Here is a 22,008-nt window from a genome sequence, read left to right on the forward strand (position 1 = left end):
AGATACCTCGAATATCGGGCGTGAAGGGAGGGGGGTGGGCGCCAGAGCCTTCGAAGGCTCTGGCAAGTCTCTTCGAAGAGACTGGGGCCCGCTTATTCCTCGCCCTCCGCATCCAGGAGTTCCATGTTGAGGCCGAGGCCCCGCACTTCCTTGACGAGCACGTTGAACGATTCCGGCACGCCGGCCTCGAAATTATCCTCGCCCTTGACGATCGACTCGTAGACCTTGGTCCGGCCCGCCACGTCATCGGATTTCACCGTCAGCATCTCCTGCAAGGTGTAGGCCGCGCCATAGGCTTCCAGGGCCCAGACCTCCATCTCGCCGAAGCGCTGACCGCCGAACTGGGCTTTACCACCCAGAGGCTGCTGCGTGACGAGGCTGTAAGGCCCGGTGGAGCGTGCGTGGATCTTGTCATCGACCAGGTGATGCAGCTTCAGCAGGTATTTCACACCCACCGTCACCTTGCGGCTGAACTGCTCACCCGTGCGGCCATCGTAGAGGTCGCTCTGGCCGCTGGTGTCGAACCCGGCCCGCGTCAGGGCGTCGTTCACATCGGCCTCTTTCGCGCCGTCGAAAACCGGCGTTGCGATCGGCACACCGCGCGTCACGTTGCCCGCGATCTCAACCAGGCGGTCTTCCTCCATATCGGCCATGATCTCGTCATAGACACCGCCATAGGCGATCTTCATGGCATCCTGCACCGGGGTCAGGTCGCCGGTGCGCCGGTAGTCGTCCAGCGCCTCGTCGATCTTCAGCCCCATACCGCGCGCGGCCCAGCCCATATGCGTCTCCAGGATCTGCCCCACGTTCATGCGCGACGGCACGCCCAGCGGGTTCAGCACGAAATCGACCGGGGTGCCATCGGCGAGGAACGGCATGTCCTCCATCGGCACCACCTTGGAGATCACGCCCTTGTTGCCGTGACGCCCGGCCATCTTGTCGCCCGGCTGCAGCTTGCGCTTCACCGCGATGAAGACCTTGACCATCTTCATCACGCCCGGCGGCAGGTCGTCGCCGCGGCGGACCTTCTCGACCTTGTCCTCGAAGCGGTGATCCAGCGCGCGTTTCTGCAGGTCGAACTGCTCGTTCAGCGCCTCGACCTGGGCCGCATCCTGTTCGCCTTCCAGCGCCAGTTGCCACCACTGGCCACGGCTGAGCGTCTCCAGCAGATCCTCGGTGATCTCGGAGTTCGCCTTGACGCCTTTCGGCCCCTTCACGGCGGTCTTGCCCAGGATCATGCCTTTCAGGCGCGCATAGATGTTGCGCTCCAGGATATGCAGCTCGTCGTCGCGGTCGCGGCTCAGACGCTCCACTTCCTCGCGCTCGATCTGCAGCGCACGCTCGTCCTTCTCGACGCCGTGGCGGTTGAACACGCGGACCTCGACAACGGTGCCGAAATCGCCCGGCTTCACGCGCAGCGAGGTGTCGCGCACGTCCGACGCCTTCTCCCCGAAGATGGCGCGGAGCAGTTTTTCCTCCGGCGTCATCGGGCTTTCGCCCTTGGGGGTGATCTTGCCGACAAGAATGTCGCCCGGCTCGACCTCTGCGCCGATATAGACGATGCCCGCCTCGTCGAGGTTGCGAAGCGCTTCCTCGCCGACATTGGGGATGTCGCGGGTGATCTCTTCCGGCCCCAGCTTGGTGTCACGGGCGGCGACCTCAAACTCCTCGATATGGATCGAGGTGAAGACGTCGTCACGCGCGATGCGCTCGGAGATCAGGATCGAGTCCTCGTAGTTGTAGCCATTCCACGGCATGAAGGCGACGACGACGTTCTTGCCGAGCGCCAGTTCCCCCATATCGGTCGACGGACCATCGGCCAGAACCTCGCCCTTGCCGATCTTCTCACCCACCTTCACCAGCGGACGTTGGTTGATGCAGGTGTTCTGGTTCGAACGCTGGAACTTGCGCAACCGGTAGATATCGACGCCCGCATCGCCCAATTCCAGGTCTTCCGTCGCGCGCACAACGATCCGCTGCGCATCGACCTGGTCGATGACTCCGCCGCGTTTCGCCATGATGGCAGCACCCGAATCCTTGGCCACGACGCTTTCGATCCCGGTGCCCACGAAGGGGGCATCGGCCTGCAACAGCGGCACCGCCTGACGCTGCATGTTCGAGCCCATCAGCGCCCGGTTGGCGTCGTCGTTTTCCAGGAACGGAATCAACGAGGCCGCGACCGAGACCAACTGCTTCGGGCTGACGTCGATCAGGTCCACGCTTTCGCGCGGGGCCATGGTGTATTCGCCCGAGCGGCGGGTGTTCACCAGGTCGTTCTCGAACTTGCCGTTCTCATCGAGATGCGCGTTGGCCTGGGCCACCGTGTGCCGCATCTCCTCGGTCGCGGACATGTAGCGCACTTCGTCTGTCACCTGCGCATCCTTGACGGTGCGGTAGGGCGTTTCGATGAAGCCGTACTTGTTCACGCGCGCATAGGTGGCCAGGCTGTTGATCAGACCGATATTCGGGCCTTCCGGCGTCTCGATCGGGCACATCCGGCCATAATGGGTCGGGTGCACGTCGCGCACCTCAAAACCGGCACGCTCACGGGTCAGACCGCCCGGCCCAAGCGCGGAGAGGCGGCGCTTATGCGTCACTTCCGACAGGGGGTTGGTCTGGTCCATGAACTGGCTGAGCTGCGACGACCCAAAGAATTCGCGCACGGCTGCCGCCGCCGGTTTCGCGTTGATCAGGTCCTGCGGCATCACCGTGTCGATCTCGACCGAGGACATACGCTCCTTGATGGCGCGCTCCATCCGCAGCAGGCCGACGCGATACTGGTTCTCCATTAACTCACCGACGGACCGCACCCGGCGATTGCCCAGATGGTCGATATCGTCGATATCGCCCTTGCCGTCGCGCAGCTCCACCAGCGCCTTGATGCAGGCAATGATGTCTTCCTTGCGCAGGGTGCGCTGCGTGTCGTCGGCATCGAGGTCCAGGCGCATGTTCATCTTGACCCGGCCAACGGCGGACAGGTCATAACGCTCGCTGTCGAAGAAGAGCTGGTCGAACAGGGCCGAGGCCGCGTCCACGGTGGGCGGCTCGCCCGGACGCATGACGCGGTAAATATCCATCAGCGCGGTTTCGCGGTTCAGGTTCTTGTCCGCCGCCACGGTGTTGCGGATGTAGGGCCCGACATTGATGTTGTCGATGTCGAGGACGGGAATATCGGTAAAGCCCGCATCCAGCAGCTCTTTCAGCGTGCCGCCGGTCACTTCGCCTTCCTTGTCCAGCTCCCAGGTCAGCTCATCGCCGGCTTCCACGTAAATGGCGCCGGTTTCCTCATTGATGATGTCCTTGGCGACATAGCGGCCCACGATCTGGTCGAAGGGCAGCAGAAGCTCGGTCACCTCGCCCGCGTCGATCAACTGCTTGACCGCGCGCGGCGTGACTTTCTTGCCAGCCTCGGCAATGACTTCGCCTGTGGCGGCGTCGACCAGGTCAAAGGTCGGACGGGTGCCGCGCACACGCTCGGGGAAGAACTTGGTGGCCCAGCCCTTGTTCTTCTCCAGTCGGAAATTCACCGTGTCGTAATAGGCATCCATGATGCCTTCCTGATCCAGCCCCAGGGCATAGAGCAGGGTCGTCACCGGCAGCTTGCGGCGACGGTCGATACGGGCAAAGACGATATCCTTGGCGTCGAATTCGAAATCCAGCCACGAGCCGCGATAGGGGATTATGCGGCAGGCGAAGAGCAGCTTGCCGGAGCTGTGCGTCTTGCCCTTGTCATGGTCGAAGAACACGCCGGGCGACCGGTGCATCTGGGAAACGATGACCCGCTCGGTGCCGTTGACGACAAAGGTGCCGTTGGGCGTCATGAGGGGCATGTCCCCCATGAACACGTCCTGTTCCTTGATGTCCTTGACCGATTTCGCGCCGGTATCCTCGTCGATATCGAACACGATGAGACGCAGGGTGACCTTCAGCGGCGCGCTATAGGTCATGTCGCGCTGCTGGCACTCCTCCACGTCGTATTTCGGGTGCTCAAGCTCGTATTTGACGAACTCCAGCACGGCGGTCTCGTTGAAATCCTTGATCGGGAAGACCGACTGGAACACGCCCTTGATGCCTTCCCCGTCCATCGGGGCTTCCTGATCACCGGATTTCAGGAACAGATCATAGGAGCTTTTCTGAACCTCGATCAGGTTCGGCATCTCCAGGACTTCGTGAATCTTGCCATAAAACTTGCGGATACGTTTCTGGCCTGCGTAGGTCTGAGCCATGCTCTCAAACACCTTTCCGTTTCTTCGCGTCGCACAACACCGCCGGGGCCGCGGGCGCGCGTCACATTGAAACAAACGGGTCCGGACCAATTCGTGCCTGCCGTCCCACGGGCGGGCTCCCGATCCATTGAACCGCGCCTTAGGGAAGGTCCGTCTCTCCACGGGCCCTCGCCAAGACGAGGTTGGCTGGACCCGGAATTTCCTCCGGATCCAGCCATGTTCAGGGACGCGTGCGAACACGCGATCCGATTACTTGAGCTCGACTTCCGCGCCAGCTGCTTCCAGCTTGCCCTTGATGTCTTCCGCTTCGGCCTTGTCGACGCCTTCCTTGACGGCCTTGCCGCCGGCTTCGACCAGCTCTTTCGCTTCTTTCAGGCCCAGGCCGGTGATGGCGCGGACTTCCTTGATGACGTTGATCTTCTTGTCGCCAGCGGCTTTCAGGATCACGTCAAATTCGGTCTGCTCTTCGGCAGCCGCACCGGCGTCGCCGCCAGCGGGACCGGCCATCATCACAGCGCCGCCAGCGGCGGGCTCGATGCCATACTCGTCCTTGAGGATGGTTTTCAGTTCTTGTGCTTCCAGCAGGGTCAGGTTGACGATGCTTTCGGCAAGTGCTTTCAGATCAGCCATTTTACAGGTTCCGTATCTAGGTATGTGTTCCAACGTCGCAAGGGGGTGCCCCTACGATATGGTCTCATAAGGTTGCTTTACGCGGCTTCCGCCTTCTCTTCGATGGTCGAAAGGATGCTCGCGATGTTCGAAGCAGGTGCGCCAATGGCCCCGGCGATGTTCGATGCAGGCGCACCGATACAGCCAACGATGGAAGCGATAAGCTCCTCACGCGACGGCATCGCTGCGACGGCTTTCACACCGGCAGGATCCAGAGCCGTTTCGCCCATTGCGCCGCCGAGGATGACAAACTTGTCATTCGACTTCGCGTAATCCTCGGCAACCTTGGCCGCAGCCACGGGATCCTCGGAATAGGACAGAACGGTCATGCCCGTCATCAGGTCGGCGATGCTTGCGCAGGGCTTCCCTTCCAGGGCGATCTTGGCGAGCCTGTTCTTGGCGACACGAACGGACCCACCCGCTTCACGCATTTGCGCGCGCAGGTCCTGCATCTCGGCAACCGTGAGGCCTTCGTAGTGTGACACCACGACGACGCCAGAGCTTTCGAAGATCTGGCCGAGTTCCTCGACCACTTTCTCTTTCTGGGCTCTATCCACAGTAGTACTCCAATTTGGGGGTTCCCCCCCGGCTCAAGTTTAGTGGGTTGCCCCACCTCTTCGGGTCCAAGTCAGGGTCCCGAGCCGTCAGATCGCCCGAAGGTTGCCCTTCGAAATTTCCTTGTCTCGCTTCCCATCTCAGGAAGGAATTACCGGGCTTTCGCCCAACCCTCCGTCTCGGACAGGACGGGGCCGATCGTCTGGCCCCGCCATCCCCGCCGGAGACCCGGCGGGAAATCTCTCAATTCCCGGTCGCGCTATCGACCGACACGGACACGCCCGGCCCCATGGTGGAGCTCAGCGAGACGCGCTTCATATAGGCGCCCTTGGCACCGGCCGGCTTGGCCTTGGACACGGCATCGACGAAGGCGCGCACGTTCTCGGTCAGCTTGGCCGCGTCGAAGCTGGCCTTGCCGATACCGGCATGAACCACGCCCCCCTTTTCGGCGCGGAACTGGACCTGACCGCCCTTGGCGGCCTCGACAGCCTCTTTCACATCCATCGTGACCGTGCCCACCTTGGGGTTCGGCATCAGGTTGCGGGGCCCGAGCACCTTGCCCAGACGGCCGACGATCGGCATCATATCCGGCGTCGCGATGCAGCGCTCGAAATTGATGTTGCCGGCCTGAACCTGCTCCATCAGATCCTCGGCGCCGACCACGTCGGCACCAGCGGCCTCGGCCTCTTCGGCCTTCGCGCCACGGGCGAACACGGCGACACGAACGGTCTTGCCGGTGCCGTTGGGCAGGGTGACCGTGCCGCGGACCATCTGGTCGGCGTGGCGCGGGTCGACGCCCAGGTTCATCGCGATCTCGACGCTTTCGTCGAATTTCGCGGTGGCGTGGCTCTTGACCAGGGCGATGGCGTCCTCGACGCTGATATCGTCCTTGCCGGAGAAAGCCTCACGGGCGGCGCGGGTGCGTTTACCTAGTTTGGCCATGATTTACCCTTTCACCTCGATACCCATCGACTTGGCCGAGCCAAGGATGATCTTCATTGCCGCATCCACGTCATTGGCGCTGAGGTCCTTCATCTTGGCCTCGGCGATCTCGCGCAGTTGCTTGGTGGTGACGGTGGCGATGGTTTCACGACCGGGGGTTTCGGCACCGCGCGGGCGGTTGCGCTTGCCCTGGTTCTTCAGACCGGCAGCCTTTTTCAGGTAATAGGACGCGGGCGGCGTCTTGATGTCCATCGTGAAGGACTTGTCCTGATAATAGCTGATGATGGTCGGGCAAGGGCTGCCCTGCTCCATCTCCTGCGTCTTGGCGTTGAACGCCTTGCAGAATTCCATGATGTTGATCCCGCGCTGACCCAGGGCAGGACCCACGGGCGGCGACGGGTTGGCTTGACCTGCAGGGATCTGCAGCTTCATCTTGCCAACGAGTTTCTTGGCCATCTGGCCTCTCCTTCATTCCAACACCCTCGGGGCGCGCCCCTCGGGTTTCGTTGCCCGTGGTCCGGTCCGGGGGCCGCGGCCCCCTCGCCTCCCACGGCTTTGCCGCTCCTCAAGCCGTTCCGGCTTTCCTCGCCATGATCGGGGCGAGGACGGCCCGCCAGGGGCCGGAAGAGCATTTCCTCACGCCTGTTTGGTCACCTGCGTGAATTCCAGTTCAACCGGGGTTTCCCGGCCAAAGATCGAGACCGTCACCTTGAGGCGCTGGTTCTCGTCGTCCACTTCCTCGACCATGCCGTCGAAATCCTCGAACGGGCCTTCGTTGACCTTCACCTTTTCGCCGATCTCGTAGGTGATCGTGCTGCGCGGCGCGGCCTCACCTTCCTCGACACGGTTCAGGATCGCGTTCACTTCGCTGTCGCGCATCGGCATCGGGCGGCCCTGCGGACCCAGAAACCCGGTGACGCGCTGGATCGAGTTGATCGCGTGATACGCGCGGTCGGTCATTTCCATGCGCACCAGCACATAGCCCGGCATGAAGCGGCGCGGCACGGTCACTTTCTTGCCGCGGCGGATCTCGATCACTTCCTCCTCGGGGACCAGAACCTCCTCGATCTCCTCGTGAAGCCCGCCTTCTTCCACGGCAGTTCTGATCTGCTCGGCGATGCGCTTTTCGAAATTCGACAGCACAGAGACCGAATACCACCGTTTCGCCATGTCGCAGCCCGTTCCTCGTCCTCGGGCCTGACAGCCCTTGATTTCCTGTATTTCCAACGGTTTGCGAATGCAGAGCCGAACAAAAAACAGCGCGCATCACGAATCGACGCACGCCATTTCCGGGAAAGTTGCGCGTGACCTACCGTTCCGGGGACCGGAATTCAAGGGGTTCAGCGAAGGTTTTCCGCACGTTCGCCAAGTGCCAGAACCTGTTCCAGCCCCATGCGGATCAGGATATCGACCAGCGAGAAGAACAGAGCGCCGATCATCGCCAACGCAAACACCATCAGCGTCGTCACCAGGACCTCGCGGCGCGTCGGCCAGACCACCTTGGACACTTCCGAGCGGGTCTGTTGCAAGAACGTAAGCGGGTTGGTGAAGGCCATGGGTGCGGTATCCGGGAAATCATGCGTCTGACCGGGGGTATATACGCATGGACGCGGCGCGTTGCAAGCGGCAGGACGGCGCGATATTCCTGACAGGATTGTCCGTTTTCCCTGACAGGGTTGTCAGGAATCCGCACGCCCCGATTTCCGGACAAACCTGTCAGGTTTCGGGACGGGAGTCGGAACAAGCGGGACTCTGGCAGGGGCGGAGGGACTCGAACCCCCGACCGTCGGATTTGGAATCCGATGCTCTACCAACTGAGCTACACCCCTAGGCCGAGGCATCGGATATGCCATCGCCTGCGGCAAATCAAGTGCCCTTCGACCCCTTGCGCAAAGAAGCTGCCGCCGCCTCCAGCCGGGCGATGTCGGCCCCGCAGATCGCCGCCTCATTGGCCAGAATATGCTCGACCGTCCAATCCCACCACGCCAGCGCCTGCACGCGCGCAATAGTGGCCTCGTCGAAGCGCCGTCGCAGCACCCGCCCCGGATTGCCCGCTATGATCGCATAGGGCGGCACCTGCCCCGCGACCACGGCGCCCGCCCCGATGATGCAGCCATCGCCGATCCGGGCACCGGGCAGGATGCGCGCGCCCTGCCCGATCCAGACGTCATTGCCGATCACCGTATCGGGACCGGGATCGGGCATCGAGGCGCGCCCCTCGCGCGCGCCGCCGAAGACCGCGAAGGGAAAGGAGGAAAACCCGTCATGGCGGTGATTGGCCGAGGCGGTGATGAACATCGCCCCGTCGGCGATCTGGCAGAACTTGCCGATCTCCAGCATTTCCGGTGAGAACTCATAGAGATAAGGGGCCAGGTGGGCCGCCCAATCATCGGGGGGCTTCTGCGCGCTGGCATAGCTGTAGTCGCCGACCTTCCATCGCGGATGGTTAATGGCGGCTTGCAGAAACACGGTGCCCTGATGGGACGTGCCATCGGGCAACAAAATGGGATGCAAAGTGTCGGGTGCGGGGAATCCAGGCATGACATTGGCCTTTCGATCTGGACATGAATGGGATCAGATCGCGGCGTTGGTCATGTCACCCTCCCTCGGTTGGTGGTGGCAGTCTACCCCGCGAAGGAAGCGAAGAAAACCCGGAACGCCGTGCTGACCGGCGGTGTTATCCTCTTTCGAGGCAGCGCAAGCGGAGGGTACGCATGTTCGACTGGATAACGGCGGTGATCAACGCGATTGGCGCGCTTGGCGTCGGCCTGATGATGCTGCTGGAAAATGTCTTTCCGCCGATCCCCTCCGAGATCGTCATGCCGCTGGCGGGCTTCCTCGTGGCACGCGGCGAGATGTCCCTGACCCTGACCTTGCTGGCGGGAACGGCGGGGGCCGTCGCAGGCGCGGTGCTGTGGTACTGGATCGGCCTCAGGATCGGGGCGGAGCGGCTGAAGCGGCTCGCGCGCCGGCACGGACGCTGGCTGACGCTGACCCCGGCGGATGTGGCGCGCGCACAAGGCTGGTTCGACCGCCACGGGGCGGCGGCGGTGGCGTTCGGGCGGCTCATCCCCGGTGTGCGCACGCTGATCTCGGTCCCCGCCGGGATCGCGGGCATGGGCTGGGGCCGGTTCCTGGCCTACAGCACCGGCGGATCGCTGGCCTGGAACTGCGTGCTGCTCGGCGCAGGCTATGTACTGGAGAGCCAGTATGAGAGGGTCGCAGGCTGGCTCAACCCGATCTCCACCGCCGTGGTGGTGGGGCTGGTGAGTTGGTATCTCTGGCGGGTGTGGAGCTATGAAGCGGGGGAAGCGGAGTGAAATTTCGAGAGGGTTTGGCGGGGTGAGTCCCGCCCTGCGCGGTCCTTGGGATTCGGGGGCCGGATCAGTCTTTGCAACGATAGCACGGAAAAAGGCCGCCCCGGTTCGGAGCGGCCTTTCCAATTCTCAACCGGAGTGGGTTCTCATCGCTCTTTCAGAGCGTCTGCCACCCACCCTGACACCGCAGTTGCGGTATCAGTCGATGATTTTGCTGACGACGCCGGCGCCAACCGTCCGGCCACCTTCGCGGATGGCGAAGCGCAGGCCCTGTTCCATCGCGATCGGCGCGATCAGCTCGACCTCGAACTTCAGGTTGTCGCCCGGCATCACCATCTCGGTGCCGCTCGGCAGTTCCACCGTGCCGGTCACGTCCGTGGTCCGGAAGTAGAATTGCGGGCGGTAGTTGGCGAAGAACGGCGTATGACGGCCACCCTCTTCCTTGGTCAGGATGTAGGCCTCGGCCTCGAACTTGGTGTGCGGCGTCACCGATTTCGGCTTGCACAGCACCTGGCCACGCTCGACACCCTCACGGTCGATACCGCGCAGGAGCGCGCCGATATTGTCGCCCGCTTCACCGCGATCCAGCAGCTTGCGGAACATTTCCACGCCGGTGCAGGTCGTCTTCTTGGTGTCGCGGATGCCGACGATCTCGATCTCGTCGCCCACATTGATCACGCCCCGCTCGACACGGCCCGTGACCACGGTGCCGCGGCCCGAGATCGAGAACACGTCCTCGATCGGCATCAGGAAGGGCTGGTCCACGGCGCGCTCGGGCGTCGGGATATACTCATCGACAGCCGCCATCAGGGCGCGGATCGACTTCTCGCCGATCTCCTCGTCACGGCCCTCAAGGGCGGCCAGCGCCGAGCCCGGAATGATCGGGATGTCGTCGCCGGGATACTCGTAGGAGCTCAGCAGCTCGCGGATCTCCATCTCGACCAGCTCCAGCAGCTCCTCGTCATCGACCTGATCGACCTTGTTCATGTAGACGACCATGTAGGGGATGCCGACCTGGCGACCGAGCAAGATGTGCTCGCGCGTCTGCGGCATCGGCCCGTCGGCGGCGTTCACCACCAGGATCGCGCCGTCCATCTGGGCGGCACCGGTGATCATGTTCTTGACGTAGTCGGCGTGGCCGGGGCAGTCGACATGCGCGTAGTGGCGCGCGTCGGTCTCATACTCGACATGCGCGGTCGAGATGGTGATCCCGCGGGCCTTCTCCTCGGGCGCGCCGTCGATCTGGTCATAGGCCTGAAAATCGCCGAAATACTTCGTGATCGCAGCCGTCAGGGTCGTCTTGCCGTGGTCAACATGGCCAATCGTGCCGATGTTCACATGCGGTTTACTACGGTCAAACTTTTCCTTGCCCATGGATTCTGGTGCCTTGTCTTCCGAGGGGCCCGTGCCGGGCCCGGTTACAATATCGCGCGCTCGTTACACGAGAAGGCTTGGGAAAATCAAGGGCAAGATGGGCCAAAACGCCCGCTTTACTGCAATTCCGGCGGCAGGTCCTCGGGCGGCTGTTCGATGGCCTCGACCTCGGCAGCGAGCGCCGCGGCATTGGCGGCTGCGGTGTCCTCTTCGATCGAGAACCATTCGGGGTTTTCCAGCATCCACAGCTGCACCCGGCGCGCGGCATTGCGGGCCAGCACCTGCATCTGTTCCTCGCGCGAGCGGGTCAGGCCCGAGCCGATGATGGATTGCGCCGATGCGCCTTCGAAGATGGTCAACTGGCGCGGCTCCTCATGCAGCTTGGCCTGCAATTCATCGTCCCAGACATTGGCCGAGATCACCAGGATCGACTTGGGCGACAGCACCACGGGGATACCCGGCACGGCCAGCGAATAGGCATCGACATGGATCGCGATGTGATAGAGCCGCTCCCCCTCATACCCGCCGAAGCGGCGGTCGATCTCGGCGGTCAGCACCTCGATCCATTCCTCGCCGGTGGCGTTGCGCGAGGGCGGCACCTGCTGCATGTTGTCGGCCACGACAATGTTGTAGGCGAGGCGGAAATCGCCCATGTCGGGCAGGTCTTCCTCAAGCGGGTCGCTTGCGGCACAGGCCCCCAGAATCAGGACAAGACCAAGGGTGGCAAGACGGGTCAGGGCGCGCATGAAGCTCCTCCGGAGGTTGGCAGCCCGTCTTCGTTAACAAAGCCGGGGCCGGGGCGCAATTGCGGTGCGGGTCACGGGTGGATGATCGGCGAAAACCCGTGGCCTAGATGCAGATCGCCTGTAACGCGGCCCACCCTGCGCTGCTGATCACCGGCGCGCCATTCGCGGCGCCGGTATCGGCCTGCATCGCCGCCTCGATCCGGTCCCGCAGTTCGGGATGCGAGGAGATGTGCCGGAAGACTCCCATATCCTCGCCCAGGCCCTGCGCCTGCATGCGGGCGAACATGTCGCCCATCGCCGAGGGCGGCAGGCCCGCGCGGGTCAGTTGCCGGTGGGCAAAGGCATCGGCGGCGATCTCGGCCTCGCGGCTATGCGCCGAGGAGATCAGGCGCTGGCTGACGCCCGCCGCCGCCGACATGCCGACCGCATCGCCGAAAAGCAGCCCGACGATCCCGAACGACCCCATCGAGCGGATCATGCTGCGGGTGCCGTCGCGATTGACGACATGGCCGATCTCATGCGCCAGCACGGCGGCCACTTCCTCGGGCGTCTCGGCGGCGTCGATCAGCCCGCGATAGATGGCGACCTGGCCGCCCGGCAGGGCGAAGGCGTTGATGGCGGGGTTGTCGATCACGCGAATCTGCAAGGGCCAGGCCAGATCCAGGCCGTCCGTGATCCGCGCCTGCATCTGCGCCAGCGCGGCGTCGCCCTCCAGCGATTTGCATTCGCGGAACTCCATCGTCTCGGACAGGCTTTCAAAGGTGGTGCGGCCAAAGGCAACCTCGGCCTCGGGCGGGATCAGGTCGGTGCCACGATCGGCCATGTAGGGGATGAGAACGAAGAGAATGAGCGCGATGGAAGCGACCGCCGCGGTGCCGAGCGCCAGGAGCTTGCCCAGGCTGCCTCGCCCGCTTCCCAGATCGGGCAGGTTCGGGCAGGCCGCCAGCAAGGCGCGGATCGCCTCGTGGTCGCGAAGGATCAGCCGCGCATCGCCCGAGCCCTGATGGGCCAGCACCAGCGCGTCGGTCCGGGCCTGGTCGGGCACCAGACGCAGGCCGTCCAGCTGCCAGATCTCGGTGGTGTTCGTGGCGGTGTTGCGCAGCTCCAGCGTGCCGCCATCGCCCGACAGGCGCAGCGACACCCGTTGCAGGGCGGGGCGGATGCCGTCGAGGATCTCGCCATAGGCCAGGGCCAGCTTGGCGGCGAATTTCGCGTCGCGTTGGGGGGTCATGGTCGCCATCAGAATGCCGCTCCTACATCGAGGGCCTCGGCAAAGCCGCCGGCCTCCCGGTTTCTGTCCACGTCGCGCTGGCGGATGCCCTGCAACACCGCGGGTTCTTCAAGCTCAAGGGTCGCGGCGACGTGGCGGACCGTGGGGTAGGTCACGAAAACCTGCCGGAAGACACCGTAGAGGATGAAGACCGTCAGCCAGGTCAGCGCGCCGAGAAAGGCCGCCAGGTTTGGGGGCGGGTTGGTGATCGCGCCCGCATCGACGCGCCCGATCAGGTAGAGGAAGCCCACCACGAGGCCCAGGATCACCGGCGAGACAAAGCTGATCAGGAAACCCGAGATCAGGTTGCCGAAGATATGGATACGCAGCAGTTTGCCGGTGCGCGGCTCGATCCCGAATTCCATGCCGTCGCCAAGTTCCTTCAACCCGGCCATGGCGCGCAGCGAGGCGATGCGGAAATAGAAGCCCGACAGAACCAGCAGCACCGACAGAACGACGATCAGGATGATATACCAGCCGATCGTGGCCTCGTCGGTCTCACCCGCGATCAGCACCAGCACGCCGACGATGGCCGCGCCGAGCACGTAGAAGGGGATCGCCAGCGGGTAGAGCATGAAGGGATTGCCGTGCTGGCGGAATTTCGCGGTGCCGTAATAGCTGCGGTCGGTCAGGTAGCGCTCCATCTGGAAGGTCATCAGCGGCCAGAGCAGGCCGAGCGAGAGGATCGCCAGCAGCCAATACATGCAGGCGCGCCAGGCATAGCCCCAGGCACCGGGGTCCATGCCGAAGCGAATGCCGAGCCAGGTGGAGCGCGACAGGATATAGCGCCGGGCGCGATAGCGCGCCGCGAAGATGACGGGGACCAGGGCCAGCGGGGCGGCCCCGATGGCGTAGGTCATGTAGGAGATGTCGTTATCGGCCATGTTGAAGGCGACGAACAGCCCGGCAAGGTTGAAGAGCGAGATATAGAGGGCCAGCACGATCACGGCGACGAAGAAGCCCATCAGCTTTTCCTGCGGCGTGCCGGTATATTCCAGAGGGATCCCGCCCGGCCGGATCGAGGACCAGTACCAGCGTCGCAGCTTGGTCAGGCGCCAGAAGCGGTAGATCCCGAGCGTGATGACGGTCAGGAAAGAGGTGCGCAGCATGAGGGCGAAGAGATCGCCCCTGTCGCCGCCGAAATCCGTTTTTACAGTGCTCATTCAGACCTTCATGTAAACCGATTGTCGCGTGGGAAACCCCGTGGCGCCATGCGCCCCGTGGCGGCTCTCTTGCCCATCCACTCGGTCAAATCGGCCTCGGTCCGGGTCCGGCCCGCTGGATCGTGCCAGCTGAGGCCTTCGGACAGAGCAAAGCTGCGGGCGTCTGACAGGCCCCCATCCTTGTATTTTTGCAGGCGCACCCCCTTGCCGCGTGCCAGTTCCGGCATCTCGGACAAGGGAAAGACGAGAACCTTGCGGTTTTCGCCGACACAGGCGACATGATCGTCGCCGGGGCGGATTTTCGTGCAGACCGACGCCTTCACATCGCCCTTCACATTCAGCACCTGTTTGCCTGCGCGGGTCTGCGCGACGACATCATCCTCGGCCACGATGAAACCGTCGCCGGCCGTCGAGGCCACCATCAGTTTCGTGCCGGGTGAATAAATCTGCAAATCCACGATCTCGACCTCGTTGGGCATGTCCACCATCAGGCGGACAGGCTCACCCATACCGCGGCCTCCGGGCAAATTTGTGGCGGCAATGGTATAAAACCTGCCATTATTGCCGAACATCAGCAGCTTGTCGGTCGTTTCGGCGTGGAACTGGAAGCGGCCTTCGTCGCCATCCTTGAATTTCAGCGGCTGGGACAGGTCGACATGGCCCTTCATGGCCCGGATCCAGCCCATTTTCGAGCAGACGACGGTGATCGGCTCGCGCTCGATCATCGCCTCAAGCGGCACATCCTCGACCTCGCCCGCGATGGCGAATTGCGTGCGGCGACGCCCGAAATCCGTGCCCTTGCCGAACTGCTTGCGGACCTCGCGCAATTCGCTGGAAATCCTGTCCCATTGCACGGCCTCGCTGGCCAGCAGATCCTCCAGCCCCGCGCGTTCCTCCATCAGCGCGGCCTGCTCCTTCAGCAGCTCCATCTCCTCCAGCCGCCGCAAGCTGCGCAGGCGCATGTTGAGGATCGCCTCGGTCTGCACCTCGGTCAGCTCGCCCTCGCCGGGGCGCGGCGTGACATAATCGGCCTCCGAGGTGGCGCGGATATGGTCCCGCCCCCATTCCTCGCGCATCAGCGCGGCCTTGGGGTCGTCATCATAGCGGATGATGTCGATCACGCGGTCGAGGTTGAGGAAGGTGATGATGAAGCCTTCCAGCACCTCCAGCCGGTGGTCGATCTTGTCCATCCGGTGCTGCGAGCGGCGCAACAGCACGTCGCGGCGATGGTCGAGGAAGGCGCGAAGAACCTCTTTCAGCGAACACACCTTGGGCGTGCGCCCGTCGATGAGCACATTCATGTTGAGCGAAAACCGCGTCTCCAGATCGGAATTGCGGTAGAGCATCCCCATCAGCAGATCCTTGTCCACGGTCTTCGATCGCGGCTCAAGCACGATGCGGATGTCATCGGCGCTTTCATCCCGCACATCGGCGAGGATGGGGATCTTCTTGGTCTGGATCAGTTCGGCGATCTTCTCGATCAGCTTGGACTTGGCGACCTGATAGGGAATTTCCGTCACCACGATCTGCCATTGGCCGCGGCCAAGCTCCTCGACCTCCCATTTCGCGCGCAGGCGGAAGGCGCCGCGTCCCGTGCGGTAGGTCTGGGCCATGCTCTCGGGCGGCTCGACGATGACGCCGCCGGTGGGGAAATCGGGCCCTTCGATATAGTTCAGCAGCGTGTCGTCACGCGCATCCGGCGTCTTGATCAGGTGCAGCGAGGCGGCAATGAGTTCGTCCAGGTTATGCGGCGGGATGTTGGTGGCCATGCCGACCGCGATACCGCTAGACCCGTTGGCCAAGAGGTTCGGCAGGGCGGCGGGCAGCACCTCGGGTTCGCGCAGGGTGCCGTCGTAATTGTCGCGGAAATCCACGGCGTTCTCGGCCAGCCCCTCCATCAGGGCCTCGGAGATTGCGGTCATGCGGGCCTCGGTGTAGCGCGAAGCCGCCGGGTTGTCGCCGTCGATATTGCCGAAATTGCCCTGCCCGTCGACCAGCGGGTAGCGGATGGTGAAATCCTGCGCCAGCCGCGCCATCGCGTCATAGATCGCGGCGTCGCCATGAGGGTGGTAATTGCCCATCACGTCGCCCGAGATCTTGGCCGATTTGCGGAAGCCGCCCGTCGAGGACAGGCGCAATTCCCGCATCGCGTAGAGGATGCGGCGATGCACCGGCTTCATCCCGTCGCGGGCATCCGGCAGGGCACGGTGCATGATCGTGGACAGCGCATATTGCAGATAGCGCGCGCCAATGGCGCGGCTCAGCGGCTCCGATGTCTCGCGGGGGTCGTGTTGGTCTGACTGCTCGTTCATTATGGCCATGGTGATACTGCACATTTCGCGGGAGGGTAAAGCGGCCTCTGGCGGTCGGCGTGGAAAAAGTGATTCGCGGGGCTTGGCCCGGATTTTGCGAAAGTGTGGCAACAATCCGGGCAGATTCGCATGATTGTTGTCGAGACGTCGGAAATCGCAGGCAAAATTTCGTGCGCGCGGCAAGGTGCGGTAACACTTCCATCCGTTAACCATTTGCCATCGCCACGAGGGGGCCGCCCAAGACGATGCTGCGCCTGTCCCTGTTCCTGATTGCGCTCGCCGGATTCGGCGCGTTGGTCGCGCTGCCCGATACCAGCCCGCGCGCCACCTTGCCCGCGGACACAAGCAGCGCGCTGGTCTATGGCACGCAAGCGCCGCCCGCCTCGCAGCCCCAGGCCCGGGCCAGACCGCCGGTCCGGCCCACCGCCGCCCTTGGCGCGTTCCTGTCCGAGACGATGCGCCGGGAGGAAAGCGACGCCAATGACGACCTGCTGACCATCACCACCGCCGACGGCGAGGTGATCCGCATCGCGGCCGAAGTGCCCCCCGGCATGATCCGCGACAGCCTGATCCGGATCGAGGCCGATGACCGCCACGCCGAGGCCCGCCGCCTGGAAGAGGCCAATGCCCGCGCTCGGGACGCCGTCGCCGCCGTCACCCGCGCTGCCGCCGACCCGGAGCTGCCGCCAGATGTCGTCTATGCGACCGGGGCCTATATCAACCTGCGCTCCGGCCCCTCGACCTATTACCCGGCGGTCGGGTACATGAACTACGGAATGGCCGCCGAACGGCTGGAGGCGCTGGCCACCGGCTGGACCCGTATCCGCATCCTGGAAACCGGGCAGGAGGGCTACATGTCTTCGGCTTTCCTGACCACCCGCGCGCCCTGAGCAATAATAATCGGGAACCCAAAGGGGTCACATCGGTTTTGTTTACATAACAGACCCGGAGGACCCCGCCATGATACGCATCACGATCGCCGCTTCCATGATCGTCGGCCTCGGTGCCACCATTCCGGGCGATCCGAATGATGACGAGACTGCCGCCGCCGCGCGCCATGCGCCCGCGCCCGCCATCGCCGCGCCATCCCCGGCCCTTGAGGCCGCCGCGCCGATCACCCGCCCCTCACCTGACCCGCAAATGTCGATCACCACCGCCTCGGGCGAGGTCATCCCCATCGCGATGCGCCTCAGTCCCGGCGACCTGGGCGCAGGCGTCATCCGCGTGGCCGCGCCCGACCCCGCCGCGCTGGCCGTCGAGATCGCCGCCCGCAACGCCCTGATCCGCAGCCGTTTGGCCGCATCCGCAGAACAGCCCGGGCCCGACGCGTCCCTCTTCGAGGTTGCGGGCAATGCCGTGAACTTGCGCGCCCGCCCCTCGGCGGAGGCCGTCGTTCTGGGCACCGCCCCGCACGGCGCGCAAGCCCGCCGGATCGAGGATATGGGCAATGGCTGGAGCCGGATCGAAATCGTCGAGACGGGGCAGACGGGTTTCATGGCCACGCGCTTCCTGCAGGCCGCCGCGCCCTGAGGCCGCTTGCCCTCGCCCCTGCCCTGCCCTAACTGATGGCGGCGGGCGGGAAAGAAGGGCCAGGCACGTGACACGCAGCGTTCTCATCACCGGATGTTCGTCTGGCATCGGCTATGCCTGTGCCCACGCCATGCAGGCGCGCGGCTGGCAGGTGCTGGCCACCTGTCGCAAGGCGGAAGATACCGGCCGCCTGCGCAGCGAAGGGCTGACGGCGGGGGTGCTGGATTACACCGATTCCGCCAGCATCGAGGCGGGACTTGCCTGGGCGTTGGAGCAGACCGGCGGCAGGCTGGATGCGCTGTTCAACAACGGCGCCTACGGCATGCCCGCGGCGGTGGAAGACCTGCCGATGGACGGGCTGCGCGCGATCTTCGAGAGCAATTTCTTCGGCTGGCACGACCTCACCCGCCGCGTCATCCCGGTCATGCGGGCGCAGGGGCACGGGCGCATCGTGCAGAATTCGTCGGTCCTGGGCTTCGTGCCCCTGCGCTGGCGCGGGGCCTATGTGGCCACGAAACACGCGCTGGAGGGGCTGACCGACACGCTGCGCATCGAGATGCGCGGCACGCCCATCCATGTCAGCACGATCCAGCCCGGCCCCGTCACCTCGCGGTTCCGCGCCAATTCGCAAAAGCAGTTCGAGGCCTGGATCGACTGGGAAAGCTCGGCCCGCGCCGATCAATACCGCGACTGGCTGATCCCGCGCTTCGAGGGCGAAAGCGACAAACCGGCCCCGTTCGAGCTGCCCGCCAATGCGGTCGTGGTCAAGCTGATCCACGCGCTGGAGGCCCGCCGCCCCCGCGCGCATTACCATGTGACCACGCCGACCTATGCCCTGGGCGCGCTCAAGCGCATCCTGCCCACCCGTCTGATGGATTGGGTCATCGCCCACGGGTGACATCAGGCCCGAAAGGAACCGAAATGGAAACGCTCTTCTTCATCCTGGCGCTGATCGCCACCGTCGCCGTCGCGATCATCCTGCTCTTCGGGATCGGCACCTTCCGGCGCGGCGGCGAATTCAACAGGCGCAACGCCAACAAGATCATGCGCTGGCGCATCGCCGCGCAATTCGTGGCGGTGATGCTGATTGCCGCCTTTGTCTATATCCGCAACTCGGGAGGGTAAGCCATGGTTGTCCTGAACAAGATCTACACCCGCACCGGCGATGGCGGCGACACCGCGCTCGGCAATGGCGATCGGGTCGCGAAACATTCCCCCCGCGTCACCGCCTATGGCACGGTGGATGAATTGAACGCGACCGTCGGGCTGGCCCGTCTTCATGCCGAGGGCGAGATGGCCGGTCAATTGGCCGCGATCCAGAACGACCTCTTCGATCTCGGCGCGGATCTCTGCCGCCCCGAGATGGAGAAGGATGCCGAGGCCGAATATCCGCCCTTGCGGCTGGACCCGGCCCAGATCGACCGGCTGGAGCGCGAGATAGACGCGATGAATGGGGGGCTTGAGCCGCTGCGCAGCTTCATCCTGCCTGGCGGAACACCGGCCAGCGCGCATCTGCATCTGTGCCGCACCGTCGCACGGCGGGCCGAGCGGCTGGCGGTGGAGTTGAGCGGCATCGAGGAGGTCAACCCGGCGGCGGTCAAGTTCCTCAACCGGCTGTCGGACTGGTTCTTCGTCGCGGCGCGGGTGGCGAATGACCAGGGCCGGGCTGACATCCTCTGGCAACCGGGCGCGAACCGGTAAGCTTTACGTGTGCTTCCGTAACGTAACCCTCGGCGGCATATAGGTTTCTTAACCAAGGCACCCTAGGCTTGGAGCCCACTCATGAAAGGCGGCCCCATGGTCTTGCAGCGTCATCCCCCCGTCTATTCCCGCGCCGAGTATTTCTCGGATGCGGCGATCCATGTCTCGGGTATCGCCATTGCCGTGGTCGCGGTGCCGGTGCTGATCGTTCTGGCCGCGATCTGGGCGGGCGATGCGGGCACGCTGACCGCGATTGCCATTTACGGGGCCTGCCTGCTGGCGATGCTGACCTGCTCGGCACTTTACAACATGATCCCGAAACCCGCCTGGAAGGACCGGCTGCGCCGCCTCGACCAATCCGCGATCTACCTCAAGATCGCGGGCACCTACACGCCGCTGGTGGCCCTGACCGGGTCACAGGCCTGGCTGCTTCTGGCGGGCATCTGGGGCGTGGCGCTGGCCGGCGCGTCGCTGATCCTGTTCGGGCCGCTCTGGCTGAAACCGCTCAGCACCGGGCTCTATCTGGCGCTTGGATGGGCGGGGGCGATCTGGGGCGGGCCGCTGGTCAGCCTCGTCAGCGGCGCCAGCTTCCTGCTGCTGCTCATCGGCGGGCTGCTCTACACGATCGGGGTGCCGTTCCTACTGTGGCAGCGCCTGCCGCATCACAACACGATCTGGCATGTCTTCGTGCTGGCCGCAACAGGGCTGTGTTACGGCGCGGTCATCGTGGAACTGATCAGCCGCGCCGCGTAGGGCCGTTCACGCAGGTTTAAGGGGAATGCACACCGCCACGTTCCCCGGCTTCTCGGGCTCGAAATCGGCGCTGTAATGCTCGATCTCCGGCCCCCCGCCGATCTCGTTTCCGGCCTGCGGCGCCCAACTTTCGAAGATCGCGGCCCAGGTGTCCGAGATGGTCGAGACATGGCCCGCATGATCGAAACAGGCATAGCGTCCGGCAGGCAGGTGCAGCGTCTCAAGGCCGGTCTCGTCGGCCACATCCGCGACGCCGCAGAAATAGGCAAAGCCACCCTCCTCGTCGAATTCGTAGCAGATGCCAAAACTCTCCTGCCGTTCAATCTGCTCGCCCCATCCATCGGCGAAGCGTTGCCATTGCGCGGGGATGCGGGCGCGGTCGGCGGGGCTGTAGCGCCCCGAGAGCCCGTGGACCTTGCGCGCGGGCATGTCCACGATGCGCGGTTCGGGCAATGTCTTGCTGCTGGTCGTCATGTCGATGGCCTCCTGTAGCTGGTCGTCTGTCAGGGCGGGGCCAAGCACGCTTGGCGGGCCGCCAAAGAAGGACCGGAAGGCGCGGGAGAACGCCTCGACACTGTCATACCCTGCGTCCAATGCCGCCTCGGTCACGCTCGCGCCCGCCCGCATCTGCAATGCGGCCTCGCTCAGCCGTCGTGCGCGGACATAGGCCATGAGCGACCACCCGGTGCGCAGGCTGAACGCTCGGGTCAGGTGAAAGCGGCTGACCCCGGCGGCCCTGGCCAGCCGGTCCAGATCGGGCCGCTCGGCACGGGTGATTTCCACCCGCCAGAGCGTCTCCACCACGATATCCCTATGCGTCATTCCAGTCATGAGCCCCAGGTTACGCAACGCGCGGCGCGCCCGCCTGACCGTTCTTGCGCGTCACGCGGGCTCCCACACCTCGATCGGATTGCCCTCGGGGTCGCGCAGATGCGCAAACCGGCCGATGCCCTCCATCTCCTGACGGTTGTAGATATCGATGCCCGCCCGTTCCAACTGCTCGATCATCGCATCCAGATCGCGGACCCGGAAATTCAGCATGAAGGACTTGTCTGGGGCGAAATAGTCCGTGTCGGCGGCAAAGGGCGCGAACACGGTCGCCCCGGCCTCGGTCATCCAGGGGCTGCCGGTTTCATCGCCCGGCACAGGGTCCACCCCCAGGTGATCGCGATACCAGCCCGCCAGCGCCCCCGGATCCTCCGCCCGAAAGAAGAACCCGCCGAATCCAAGCACTTTCTCCATGCCGTTTCCTTCCCTGAAATCCGGCACCATCCTAACATGGCCGGGGCGATTTCCCGGCTCTGTCGCCCGAAAATGAAAAAAACGCGGCGTCCTTTCGCCGGGACGCGTCGATTTTGCCCTGTTGCGGGGGCCGCGGAAACGATAACACGCAAGGGATGAGATCGCCCTGGGGCCACCCCCCGCGGCGAAGATACACAAGAGGAGAGAC

The 22,008-nt window shown here is 64.2% G+C and carries 22 protein-coding genes and 1 tRNA gene; 7 read left to right on the forward strand and 16 right to left on the reverse strand.

The window, feature by feature from the left end:
• Positions 1-92: 92 nt before the first annotated feature.
• The 9 genes from rpoB to HNS34_RS11175 form a co-directional block, all read right to left on the reverse strand.
• Positions 93-4,226, reverse strand: coding sequence for a DNA-directed RNA polymerase subunit beta (rpoB, locus tag HNS34_RS11135; protein ID WP_172320149.1), 4,134 nt, complete (start codon positions 4,224-4,226; stop codon positions 93-95).
• A 249-nt stretch (positions 4,227-4,475) separates the two neighbouring features.
• Positions 4,476-4,856: a 50S ribosomal protein L7/L12 gene (gene rplL, locus HNS34_RS11140; RefSeq protein ID WP_172320150.1), complete on the reverse strand. Its 381-nt coding sequence runs from the start codon at positions 4,854-4,856 to the stop codon at positions 4,476-4,478.
• Between the two features lie 77 nt (positions 4,857-4,933).
• Positions 4,934-5,452: a 50S ribosomal protein L10 gene (gene rplJ, locus HNS34_RS11145; protein ID WP_172320151.1), complete on the reverse strand. Its 519-nt coding sequence runs from the start codon at positions 5,450-5,452 to the stop codon at positions 4,934-4,936.
• Positions 5,453-5,693: 241 nt separating this feature from the next.
• Positions 5,694-6,392: a 50S ribosomal protein L1 gene (gene rplA, locus HNS34_RS11150; RefSeq protein WP_172320152.1), complete on the reverse strand. Its 699-nt coding sequence runs from the start codon at positions 6,390-6,392 to the stop codon at positions 5,694-5,696.
• Positions 6,393-6,395: 3 nt separating this feature from the next.
• Positions 6,396-6,848 (reverse strand): 50S ribosomal protein L11, encoded by a 453-nt coding sequence (gene rplK, locus HNS34_RS11155; protein WP_172320153.1) that lies wholly within the window; start codon positions 6,846-6,848, stop codon positions 6,396-6,398.
• A gap of 180 nt (positions 6,849-7,028) precedes the next feature.
• Positions 7,029-7,562: a transcription termination/antitermination protein NusG gene (gene nusG, locus HNS34_RS11160; protein WP_172320154.1), complete on the reverse strand. Its 534-nt coding sequence runs from the start codon at positions 7,560-7,562 to the stop codon at positions 7,029-7,031.
• Between the two features lie 170 nt (positions 7,563-7,732).
• Positions 7,733-7,948 carry a preprotein translocase subunit SecE gene (gene secE, locus HNS34_RS11165; protein WP_172320155.1) on the reverse strand — a complete coding sequence of 72 codons (216 nt, stop codon included), beginning with the start codon at positions 7,946-7,948 and terminating at the stop codon, positions 7,733-7,735.
• A gap of 197 nt (positions 7,949-8,145) precedes the next feature.
• A tRNA-Trp gene (locus tag HNS34_RS11170) sits at positions 8,146-8,221 on the reverse strand.
• A gap of 37 nt (positions 8,222-8,258) precedes the next feature.
• On the reverse strand, positions 8,259-8,933 hold the full coding sequence (locus HNS34_RS11175) for a CatB-related O-acetyltransferase (RefSeq protein WP_172320156.1): 675 nt from the start codon (positions 8,931-8,933) through the stop codon (positions 8,259-8,261).
• Positions 8,934-9,106: 173 nt separating this feature from the next.
• Between HNS34_RS11175 and HNS34_RS11180 the strand changes: the two genes are divergently transcribed.
• Entirely contained in the window at positions 9,107-9,712 is a 606-nt protein-coding gene (locus HNS34_RS11180) for a DedA family protein (RefSeq protein ID WP_172320157.1), read from the forward strand.
• 195 nt (positions 9,713-9,907) lie between these two features.
• Here HNS34_RS11180 and tuf read toward each other — a convergent pair whose 3' ends face one another.
• The 5 genes from tuf to parC all read right to left on the reverse strand — a co-directional run bounded on the left by tuf (position 9,908) and on the right by parC (position 16,574).
• On the reverse strand, positions 9,908-11,083 hold the full coding sequence (tuf, locus tag HNS34_RS11185) for an elongation factor Tu (RefSeq protein ID WP_172320139.1): 1,176 nt from the start codon (positions 11,081-11,083) through the stop codon (positions 9,908-9,910).
• 116 nt (positions 11,084-11,199) lie between these two features.
• Complete coding sequence (locus HNS34_RS11190; RefSeq protein WP_235952702.1) at positions 11,200-11,829, reverse strand: hypothetical protein; 630 nt, start codon at positions 11,827-11,829, stop codon at positions 11,200-11,202.
• Positions 11,830-11,932: 103 nt separating this feature from the next.
• Positions 11,933-13,069 carry a M48 family metallopeptidase gene (locus HNS34_RS11195; protein WP_172320158.1) on the reverse strand — a complete coding sequence of 379 codons (1,137 nt, stop codon included), beginning with the start codon at positions 13,067-13,069 and terminating at the stop codon, positions 11,933-11,935.
• On the reverse strand, positions 13,069-14,262 hold the full coding sequence (locus tag HNS34_RS11200; protein WP_172320159.1) for a DUF898 family protein: 1,194 nt from the start codon (positions 14,260-14,262) through the stop codon (positions 13,069-13,071). Before HNS34_RS11200 ends, HNS34_RS11195 begins: the two co-directional genes overlap by 1 nt.
• A gap of 8 nt (positions 14,263-14,270) precedes the next feature.
• Positions 14,271-16,574, reverse strand: a complete 2,304-nt coding sequence (gene parC / locus HNS34_RS11205) for a DNA topoisomerase IV subunit A (protein ID WP_407925859.1) — start codon at positions 16,572-16,574, stop codon at positions 14,271-14,273.
• Positions 16,575-16,819: 245 nt separating this feature from the next.
• Between parC and HNS34_RS11210 the strand changes: the two genes are divergently transcribed.
• The 6 genes from HNS34_RS11210 to trhA all read left to right on the forward strand — a co-directional run bounded on the left by HNS34_RS11210 (position 16,820) and on the right by trhA (position 20,558).
• The gene (locus tag HNS34_RS11210) at positions 16,820-17,464 is read left to right on the forward strand and encodes an SH3 domain-containing protein (protein WP_172320161.1); all 645 of its coding nucleotides are present in this window, start codon (positions 16,820-16,822) and stop codon (positions 17,462-17,464) included.
• A gap of 70 nt (positions 17,465-17,534) precedes the next feature.
• Complete coding sequence (locus HNS34_RS11215) at positions 17,535-18,104, forward strand: SH3 domain-containing protein (RefSeq protein ID WP_172320162.1); 570 nt, start codon at positions 17,535-17,537, stop codon at positions 18,102-18,104.
• Positions 18,105-18,171: 67 nt separating this feature from the next.
• Complete coding sequence (locus HNS34_RS11220) at positions 18,172-19,002, forward strand: SDR family NAD(P)-dependent oxidoreductase (protein WP_328700515.1); 831 nt, start codon at positions 18,172-18,174, stop codon at positions 19,000-19,002.
• Between the two features lie 23 nt (positions 19,003-19,025).
• Complete coding sequence (locus HNS34_RS11225) at positions 19,026-19,229, forward strand: twin transmembrane helix small protein (protein ID WP_172320164.1); 204 nt, start codon at positions 19,026-19,028, stop codon at positions 19,227-19,229.
• 3 nt (positions 19,230-19,232) lie between these two features.
• The gene (locus tag HNS34_RS11230) at positions 19,233-19,805 is read left to right on the forward strand and encodes a cob(I)yrinic acid a,c-diamide adenosyltransferase (protein ID WP_172320165.1); all 573 of its coding nucleotides are present in this window, start codon (positions 19,233-19,235) and stop codon (positions 19,803-19,805) included.
• An 81-nt stretch (positions 19,806-19,886) separates the two neighbouring features.
• Positions 19,887-20,558 carry a PAQR family membrane homeostasis protein TrhA gene (trhA, locus tag HNS34_RS11235; protein ID WP_235952703.1) on the forward strand — a complete coding sequence of 224 codons (672 nt, stop codon included), beginning with the start codon at positions 19,887-19,889 and terminating at the stop codon, positions 20,556-20,558.
• Positions 20,559-20,564: 6 nt separating this feature from the next.
• On the opposite strand, the gene HNS34_RS11240 is transcribed toward trhA, so the two are convergent.
• Both HNS34_RS11240 and HNS34_RS11245 read right to left on the reverse strand, forming a co-directional pair.
• Positions 20,565-21,380 carry an AraC family transcriptional regulator gene (locus HNS34_RS11240; protein ID WP_172320166.1) on the reverse strand — a complete coding sequence of 272 codons (816 nt, stop codon included), beginning with the start codon at positions 21,378-21,380 and terminating at the stop codon, positions 20,565-20,567.
• Positions 21,381-21,440: 60 nt separating this feature from the next.
• Positions 21,441-21,800: a VOC family protein gene (locus tag HNS34_RS11245; RefSeq protein WP_172320167.1), complete on the reverse strand. Its 360-nt coding sequence runs from the start codon at positions 21,798-21,800 to the stop codon at positions 21,441-21,443.
• Positions 21,801-22,008 lie beyond the last annotated feature (208 nt).

The organism is Alterinioella nitratireducens (assembly GCF_013155465.1).
Taxonomy (GTDB): Bacteria; Pseudomonadota; Alphaproteobacteria; order Rhodobacterales; family Rhodobacteraceae; genus Alterinioella; species Alterinioella nitratireducens.